At 73.2% G+C, this 7365-nt stretch carries 7 protein-coding genes; 5 read left to right on the top strand and 2 right to left on the bottom strand.

Annotation, left to right across the window (positions count from 1 at the left end):
* Positions 1-258 precede the first annotated feature (258 nt).
* On the top strand, positions 259-1095 hold the full coding sequence (locus ACFYYJ_RS34760) for a tetratricopeptide repeat protein (RefSeq protein ID WP_389138163.1): 837 nt from the start codon (positions 259-261) through the stop codon (positions 1093-1095).
* A gap of 74 nt (positions 1096-1169) precedes the next feature.
* Here ACFYYJ_RS34760 and ACFYYJ_RS34755 read toward each other — a convergent pair whose 3' ends face one another.
* Positions 1170-2441 carry a DUF1015 family protein gene (locus ACFYYJ_RS34755; protein ID WP_385366814.1) on the bottom strand — a complete coding sequence of 424 codons (1272 nt, stop codon included), beginning with the start codon at positions 2439-2441 and terminating at the stop codon, positions 1170-1172.
* A gap of 87 nt (positions 2442-2528) precedes the next feature.
* Between ACFYYJ_RS34755 and ACFYYJ_RS34750 the strand changes: the two genes are divergently transcribed.
* The 4 genes from ACFYYJ_RS34750 to ACFYYJ_RS34735 all read left to right on the top strand — a co-directional run bounded on the left by ACFYYJ_RS34750 (position 2529) and on the right by ACFYYJ_RS34735 (position 6741).
* Positions 2529-3566, top strand: coding sequence for an HAD hydrolase-like protein (locus ACFYYJ_RS34750; RefSeq protein ID WP_385134280.1), 1038 nt, complete (start codon positions 2529-2531; stop codon positions 3564-3566).
* Positions 3567-3821: 255 nt separating this feature from the next.
* Complete coding sequence (locus ACFYYJ_RS34745; RefSeq protein WP_389138148.1) at positions 3822-4880, top strand: FecCD family ABC transporter permease; 1059 nt, start codon at positions 3822-3824, stop codon at positions 4878-4880.
* 2 nt (positions 4881-4882) lie between these two features.
* Entirely contained in the window at positions 4883-5923 is a 1041-nt protein-coding gene (locus ACFYYJ_RS34740) for a FecCD family ABC transporter permease (protein ID WP_385134312.1), read from the top strand.
* Complete coding sequence (locus ACFYYJ_RS34735; protein WP_385134307.1) at positions 5920-6741, top strand: ABC transporter ATP-binding protein; 822 nt, start codon at positions 5920-5922, stop codon at positions 6739-6741. The genes ACFYYJ_RS34740 and ACFYYJ_RS34735 overlap by 4 nt, the downstream gene beginning before the upstream one ends.
* A 232-nt stretch (positions 6742-6973) precedes the next feature.
* On the opposite strand, the gene ACFYYJ_RS34730 is transcribed toward ACFYYJ_RS34735, so the two are convergent.
* Positions 6974-7321 carry an SCP2 sterol-binding domain-containing protein gene (locus ACFYYJ_RS34730; RefSeq protein ID WP_385132276.1) on the bottom strand — a complete coding sequence of 116 codons (348 nt, stop codon included), beginning with the start codon at positions 7319-7321 and terminating at the stop codon, positions 6974-6976.
* Between the last annotated feature and the right edge of the window lie 44 nt (positions 7322-7365).

Raw genomic sequence — 7365 nt, 5'->3', positions numbered from 1 at the left:
GGTCGTGACGACCGTGGCGGCGACCGTCCCAGCTACCCGCGTCGCGATGACCGCGGTGGCGACCGTCCCTCGTACCCGCGTCGGGACGACCGCGGCGGCGACCGTGGTGGGTACCGTGGCGGCCGTGACGACCGTGGTGGCTACCGTGGTCGCGATGACCGTGGTGGCGACCGCGACTACCGCGGCGACCGCGACCGGGACCCGGTCAAGCGGCTTCCGATCGACGAGGACGTCACCGGCCTCGAGATCGACGCCGACGTGCGCCAGGAGCTGCTGAGCCTGCCCAAGGGCCTGGCCGAGGAAGTCTCCAAGAACCTGGTCATGGTGGCCCGGCTGATCGACGAGGACCCTGAGCAGGCGTACGCGTACTCGCGCATCGCCCTGCGGCTGGCCTCCCGTGTCGCCGCCGTTCGCGAGGCCGCCGGCTTCGCCGCGTACGCGACGCAGAAGTACAGCGAGGCCCTCGCGGAGTTCCGTGCGGCCAAGCGCATGACCGGCTCCGTGGAGCTGTGGCCCGTCATGGCCGACTGCGAGCGCGGCCTCGGCCGCCCCGAGCGGGCGCTGGCGATGGCCGGCGAGCCCGAGGTGCAGAAGCTGGACAAGGCCGGCCAGGTCGAGATGCGTCTGGTCGCGGCCGGTGCCCGGCGGGACCAGGGGCAGCTCGACGCCGCCATCGTGACCCTGCAGAGCCCGGAGCTGGCGTCCAACAGCGTCCAGCCCTGGACCGCGCGCCTGCGCTACGCCTACGCCGACGCCCTGCTGGCGGCCGGTCGTGAGGAAGAGGCGCGTGAGTGGTTCGCGAAGACCCTCGAGGCCGACAAGGACGGGGCGACCGACGCCTCCGACCGTCTCGCCGAGATCGACGGTGTCGAGTTCGTCGACGCCGCGGTCGAGCCGGCCGACGACGTCGACCTGCGTGAGGACGACGAGGACGACGAGGACGACGAGGACGAGGACGCGGCGGAGATCGCCGCGGCCGAGCGTGCCGCCGACGTCACCGAGTACTACGACGAGGACGACGAGGAGTACGAGTCGCTGGAGCAGTCCGCGGCCGACGCCGATGCCGATGCCGACGCCGAGGCCGACAAGGGCTGACGCGGGCTGATGTGAGGAAGGGCGGTACCCCGGTCGGGGTACCGCCCTTTCGCATGTCCTGGAGCAGGAACAGGTCAGCCGAGGCCGCGCAGGACCAGGCCCGTCGCCGGCTTCGGGCCGAAGGAGGTGGACTTGCGGGGCATCGTGACGCCCTGGCGGGCCAGGTCCCGTACGACTTCCTCCCGTACGGGGTGCAGGAGGACCGCGGTGCCGCCGTGGCGCTCCGCCTGTTCCACGGTGGCCGCGGCGTCGTGGATGTACGCGATCTGGTCCGGGGTGTCCGGGACGTGCCACAGGGCGTCGAGCAGGGTCGCGTGCAGCACCGTGGCGTCCAGCCGGCGCCAGGCCTCGGGGCGGTCGTGCCGGACCGTGCGGTCGAGGAGGTCCAGGTCGGGGTCGGTGACCAGGTGGAAGGTGCCGTCGCCGGTGAGGAGGAAGGCGTTGCCCCGCTCCGCGGCGTCGGCGAGGGTTTCCAGGGCCAGCGGGAGCGGCCCTTCGACCCTGCGGATCCGGAACCGGCCGGCGAGTGCGGCCAGGGCGTCCGCGACGGGGAGGCGGCGCAGCATGCGGTGGATCGCGCGGACCTGGAGGGGGTAGCGGGCGGTGTCCACGAGGAGGACCAGGCCGAAGTCCCACGCGGTGGGGGAGCCGTGCTCCTCCTGGAGGCGCAGGTAGGTGGCCCAGCGGTGGTGGCCGTCGGCGATCAGGGCCTGACGGTGGCTGAGATCGGCCGTCATGGTGGCCAGCTCGGCCGGGTCCGTGACGGCCCACAGGCGGTGCTGGACGCCGTCCTCGGTGGTGGTCGACAGGAGGGGTGCGCCCTGGGCCGCGCGTTCGACGACCGCCGCCGCGCCCGCCGCAGGGTCGTCGCCGCGGTAGGTGAGGAGGAGGGGTTCGAGATTGGCGGCGGTGGCCCGCATCAGGCCGGCGCGGTCGGTGACCACGTCCGGCATGACGTCCTCGTGGGGGAGGACGATGCCCTCCTCGGCGGTGGACAGGGCGAGCGCGCCGATGATGCCGCGCTGGAGCAGACCGGCCTTGCGCTGCTCGTACACGTACAGCGCGGGCTCGGGGTCGGCGCTGAGGATGCCTTCGGCGATCCAGTGGTGCAGGGTGCGCGCCGCCTGCTCGTTGCGCGCGGCCGGGGTGCCGGCCTGGGGGAGGATCAGGCGGACGATGTTGTGCGGGTCCGCCGATTCCAGGTGGTCGACCCCGTCCGGGCGCACGACCACGTCGTACGGCGGCGAGGTGACGGCGGCGAGGCTGCCGACACGCTCCGGGACGTAGCGCAGGCCATTGAAGGGGATCAGGCGCAGGCCATGTTCCGCGGTGCCAGAAGAGGTCATTGGTGCATGGTAAGTCGCGTCTCGCCATGCGGGATGATCGGGGGAGTACGGAATCGGACAAGAGCGATCGTATGAGGAGCGGACAGGATGACCCGGCAGAGCAGGACCAGTCCCGCGGCGAGTGAGCGGAGTCTGCACCAGGCGTACGACACGGCTCTGCTCGACCTCGACGGCGTGGTCTATGCGGGTGGGGAGGCCATCGCGCACGCCGTGGACTCCCTCGCGGTCGCCCGCGCGGAGGGGATGCACCTCGCCTACGTGACGAACAACGCGCTCCGCACTCCGGACGCCGTCGCGGAGCACCTGGGCGAGCTGGGCATCCCGACCGAGGCGGGCGAGGTGATCACCTCGGCGCAGGCGGTGGCCCGGTTGATCGCGGAGCAGGTGGAGCCGGGGTCGAAGGTGCTGGTGATCGGCGGGGAGGGGTTGCGGGTCGCGCTGCGCGAGCGGGGCCTGGTGCCGGTGGAGTCGGCCGAGGAGGAAGGGCTCGCGGCGGTCGTCCAGGGGTACGGGGGGCCCGACCTGGCGTGGGGCCGGTTCGCGGAGGCCTCCTACGCGATCAGCCGCGGGGTGCCGTGGTTCGCGTCCAACACCGACCTGACGATCCCGGGGGCACGCGGGATCGCGCCGGGCAACGGGGCCGCGGTGGAGGTCGTACGGATCGCCACGGGCGCCGAGCCGCAGGTGGCGGGCAAGCCGCTGCCCCCGATGCACCGGGAGACGGTGCTGCGCACCGGGGCGCGGCGGCCGCTGGTGGTCGGGGACCGGCTGGACACCGACATCGAGGGCGCCTTCAACGGGGAGGTGGACTCGCTGCTGGTGCTGACCGGGGTGACGGACGCGGCGCAGCTGGTGCGGGCGGAGCCGCGGCACCGGCCGACGTACGTGGACCGCGACCTGCGGGGGCTGTTGACCGGGCAGCCTGCGGTGGAGCCGGCCGGGGAGGGCTTCCGCTGCGGGGGCTGGACCGCGGTCGCGGTGGACGGCCGGGTGCTGGAGCTGCGCGGGGAGGGCGGCGATCCGCTCGACGGGCTGCGGGCCTTGTGCGCGGCGGCTTGGACGGAGGCCGGGGACGGGGCCTGCGCCCTGGACGCGGCCAAGGCGCTGGCCAGGCTGGGGCTTTGACCTTCCCGGGTGGGCGGGGCGGGGGCGGCGCCGGCGGGACTGCGGCGGCGCGCCCAGGCGAAGAGCGCGGCGTTTGAGGGTGGTCGCGCGGACCGGGCCGGGGCCCGTCGTCGAACTCCCGTCGTCGCCCGCGGAGCAGGCGGGAGTTCGACGACAGGCCCCTGCCGGGTTGGCGTCCGGGCCGGGTGGGCCAGCGGGCCGGGTGGGCCGTTCGGGTGATCCGGAATGGGTTCAGGGTAGGCTAACCTAACTCGGGTGTTGGTTGAGAGTCCCCCCGAACCCGGACCGGGCACGGCGCGGTCGTCCGTCGTCGCCGCCCGGCCGCGGCATGCCCCGCGCGTCGCCGGCCTTGTCGCCGCCCTCGCGGTGCTGGCCCTGATCGCCGTACTGAGCATCGCCGTGGGCGCCAAGCAGATGCCCCTCGACGAGGTCTGGCACGGCCTGTTCGACTACGCGGGGACGACCTCCGACGTGGTGGTGCGGGACCTGCGGGTGCCGCGCACCCTGCTCGGGCTGATGGTCGGGCTCGCGCTCGGTCTCTCCGGGGCGGTGATGCAGGCGCTCACCCGCAACCCGCTCGCCGAACCGGGCATCCTCGGCGTCAACGCGGGCGCCGCCGCAGCCGTCGTCTCGGCGATCAGCTTCTTCGGGGCGAGTTCGCTGAGCGAGTTCGTGTGGTGGGCCTTCCTCGGCGCCGCCGTTGTCTCGGTCGTCGTCTACGTGCTCGGGGGCAGCCGCAGCGCGACCCCCGTACGCCTCGCCCTCGCCGGTACGGCGGCCGGCGCGGCCCTCGTCGGCTACATCAACGCCGTACAGCTGATGGACAGCAAGGCGCTGGACAAGCTGCGCTTCTGGACCGTGGGTTCGCTGTCCTCGGCCAACATGGAGACCGTCCGCCAGGTGGCACCGTTCCTGCTGGCCGGCGCCGTGCTCGCACTGACGCTGGGCCGCTCGCTCAACGCGATGGCCCTGGGCGACGACACCGCGAGGGCCCTCGGCGCCCATCTGACGCGGACCCGGATCGGCGCCATGATCGCCGTCACCCTGCTGTGCGGCGCGGCGACGGCCGCCTGCGGCCCGATCGTCTTCGTCGGGCTGATGGTCCCGCACCTGGTGCGGGCCTTCACCGGACCCGACATGCGCTGGGTGCTCGCCTACTCGGCGGTGCTCTCGCCCGTGCTGCTGCTCGGCGCCGACGTCATCGGACGCGTCGTCACCCGGCCCGCCGAACTGCAGGTCGGCATCGTCACCGCGCTCGTCGGCGGGCCCGTCTTCATCTACCTCGTCCGGCGCAAGAGGATGGCCCAGCTGTGACCGTGACCGCCAAGGCCCGCCGGCTGGACCTCCCCGGCGGGATCTCCCTGCGCGTCGAACGGCGTGCCCTGGGAGTCGGGATGCTGCTCGCCGTCGCGGCGCTCGCGCTGGCCGTACTGCTCATCGGCACCGGCGACTTCCCGATCGCGCCGTGGGACGTCGTACAGACCCTGCTGGGCAACGGCAGCCCCGCCGACGACTTCATCGTCAACGACCTGCGGCTGCCGCGGGTGCTGGTCGCGCTGCTCGTCGGCGCGGCCCTCGGAATCGCGGGGGCGGTCTTCCAGTCCGTCTCCCGCAACCCGCTCGGCTCCCCGGACCTGCTCGGCTTCGGGTACGGGTCGGCGGTCGGCGCGCTCGTCGTCATCATCCTGTTCAAGGGCGACGCCACCGAGGTGGCCGTCGGAGCGCTGCTCGGCGGGGTGCTGGCCGGGCTCGCCGTGTACCTGCTGGCCTACAAGCGGGGGATCCACGGCTACCGGCTCGTGCTCGTCGGCATCGGCGCCTCCGCCATGCTCACCGCGCTGATCCAGTACCTGATCACCAAGGCCCAGATGGTCGAGGCCACCCGCGCCATGGTCTGGCTGACCGGTTCGCTGGCCGGCCGGGACTGGGCGCAGGTGTGGCCGCTGCTGGGGGTGTGCGCGGTGCTCTTCCCGCTGATCCTCTCGCAGGGCCGGGCCCTGCGGATGATGGAGATGGGCGACGACGCCGCCCACGCCCTCGGGGTACGGGTGGAACGCACGCGGCTGCTGCTGATGATCGGGGCGATCCTGCTCACGACGGCGGCGAGCGCGGCGGCGGGCCCGATCAGCTTCGTGGCGCTGGCCGCGCCGCAGCTGGTACGGCGGCTGACCCGGTCACCCGGGGCGAACCTGCTGTGCGCGGCGCTGATGGGCTCGGTGCTGCTGCTGGTGTCGGACTGGGCCTCGCAGCGGGCCTTCGGCGCCGACCAGCTCCCGGTGGGCGTGGTGACCGGACTCGTCGGCGGTGTGTATCTGCTCTGGCTGCTCGTCACCGAGCGCAAGGCGGGACGTATATGAACCTCAGGAGTGCTCAAGTGCAGCGGCTGACCGCGGAGAACGTGACCCTCGGATACGACGAGCGGGTCATCGCCGAGAACCTCTCGGTGGAGATTCCCGACAACTCCTTCACGGTGATCGTCGGTCCCAACGCGTGCGGCAAGTCCACGCTGCTGCGAGCCCTTTCGCGGATGTTGAAGCCGACGGCGGGGCGGGTGCTGCTCGACGGGCAGGCGATCGGGTCGATGCCGGCGAAGAAGGTCGCCAGGACGCTGGGCCTGCTGCCGCAGTCCTCGATCGCGCCGGACGGGATCACGGTCGCGGACCTCGTGTCGCGGGGGCGGTACCCGCACCAGGGGCTGCTGCGGCAGTGGTCACCCGAGGACGAGCGGATCGTGCGCGAGTCGATGGCCTCGACCGGGGTCGCCGAGCTGGCCGACCGGGCCGTGGACGAGCTGTCGGGCGGGCAGCGGCAGCGGGTGTGGATCGCGATGGCGCTGGCGCAGCAGACGCCGCTGCTGCTGCTGGACGAGCCGACCACGTACCTGGACATCCAGCACCAGATCGACGTGCTGGACCTGTGCGCGGAGCTGCACGAGGAGCAGGGGCGGACGCTGGTGGCCGTGCTGCACGACCTCAACCACGCGGCCCGGTACGCGACGCATCTGATCGCGATGCGGGGCGGGAAGGTCGTGGCGGAGGGCGCGCCGGGGGCGGTTGTCACCGCCGAGCTGGTGGAAGAGGTGTTCGGGCTGCGGTGTCAGGTGATCTCCGACCCGGAGACCGGGACGCCGCTGGTGGTGCCGGCGGCGCGGGCCGCTCGGGCGCGGGCGCTCTAGCCGCGGGGTGCGGCGCCGTTGCCGGGGCTCCGCCCCGGACCCCGCGCCTCAAACGCCGGCGGGGCTGGTTTTGGGCCCGGTCTCGTGGTCGGGTGCGGCGCCGTTGCCGGGGGCGCTGCCCCCGGACCCCCGCGCCTCAAACGCCGGCGGGGCTGGATTTCCCCCGGTCGGGCTGGATTCCCCCGGCGGGGGTGGGTTTCCCCGCCAGGGTTGGGTTTCCCCGGCGGGGGGGCTAGAGCAGCGACTTCAGCCGGAGGAGGTCGCGGAAGCCCGCTTCCAGTTTTACTCGGCCCGAGGTCCAGGCCTTGGCGAATTTGAGGTTGCCCGCCACCAGGGCGACCAGGTCGTCACCCGTCATCGCCAGTCGGATCTCGGCCTTCGTCGCCGGTGGGCCCGGGGTGACCGCGTCCACGCGGATCCGGCCGCCGTCGAGGCGGCCCGTGAAGGTCCGGTCGAGGTCCGTGATGTGGCAGCTCAGGGAGCGGTCCAGCGCGGCGGCGCCTCGGACGCCGCCGTCCGCGCCGGCGAGGTTCTCGGAGAGTTTGTCGAGTGCGGCTCGGCACTCATCGATCGTAGCCATCGTGATCACGACGGTACCGCAGAGCCGTGCGTGGTCGTGGGGCG

Source organism: Streptomyces sp. NPDC002467, from assembly GCF_042889825.1.
Lineage (GTDB): Bacteria > Actinomycetota > Actinomycetes > Streptomycetales > Streptomycetaceae > Streptomyces.
The sequence above is the reverse complement of the archived record's forward strand: the minus strand, read 5'-3'. Positions and strand labels throughout refer to the sequence as shown.

Bases quoted from the DNA above. Each gene is read 5' to 3' on its own strand.
- ACFYYJ_RS34755 (WP_385366814.1), bottom strand. From the start codon at position 2,441: ATGACCTCTTCTGGCACCGCGGAACATGGCCTGCGCCTGATCCCCTTC.
- ACFYYJ_RS34750 (WP_385134280.1), top strand. From the start codon at position 2,529: ATGACCCGGCAGAGCAGGACCAGTCCCGCGGCGAGTGAGCGGAGTCTG.
- ACFYYJ_RS34735 (WP_385134307.1), top strand. From the start codon at position 5,920: ATGAACCTCAGGAGTGCTCAAGTGCAGCGGCTGACCGCGGAGAACGTG.
- ACFYYJ_RS34730 (WP_385132276.1), bottom strand. From the start codon at position 7,321: ATGGCTACGATCGATGAGTGCCGAGCCGCACTCGACAAACTCTCCGAG.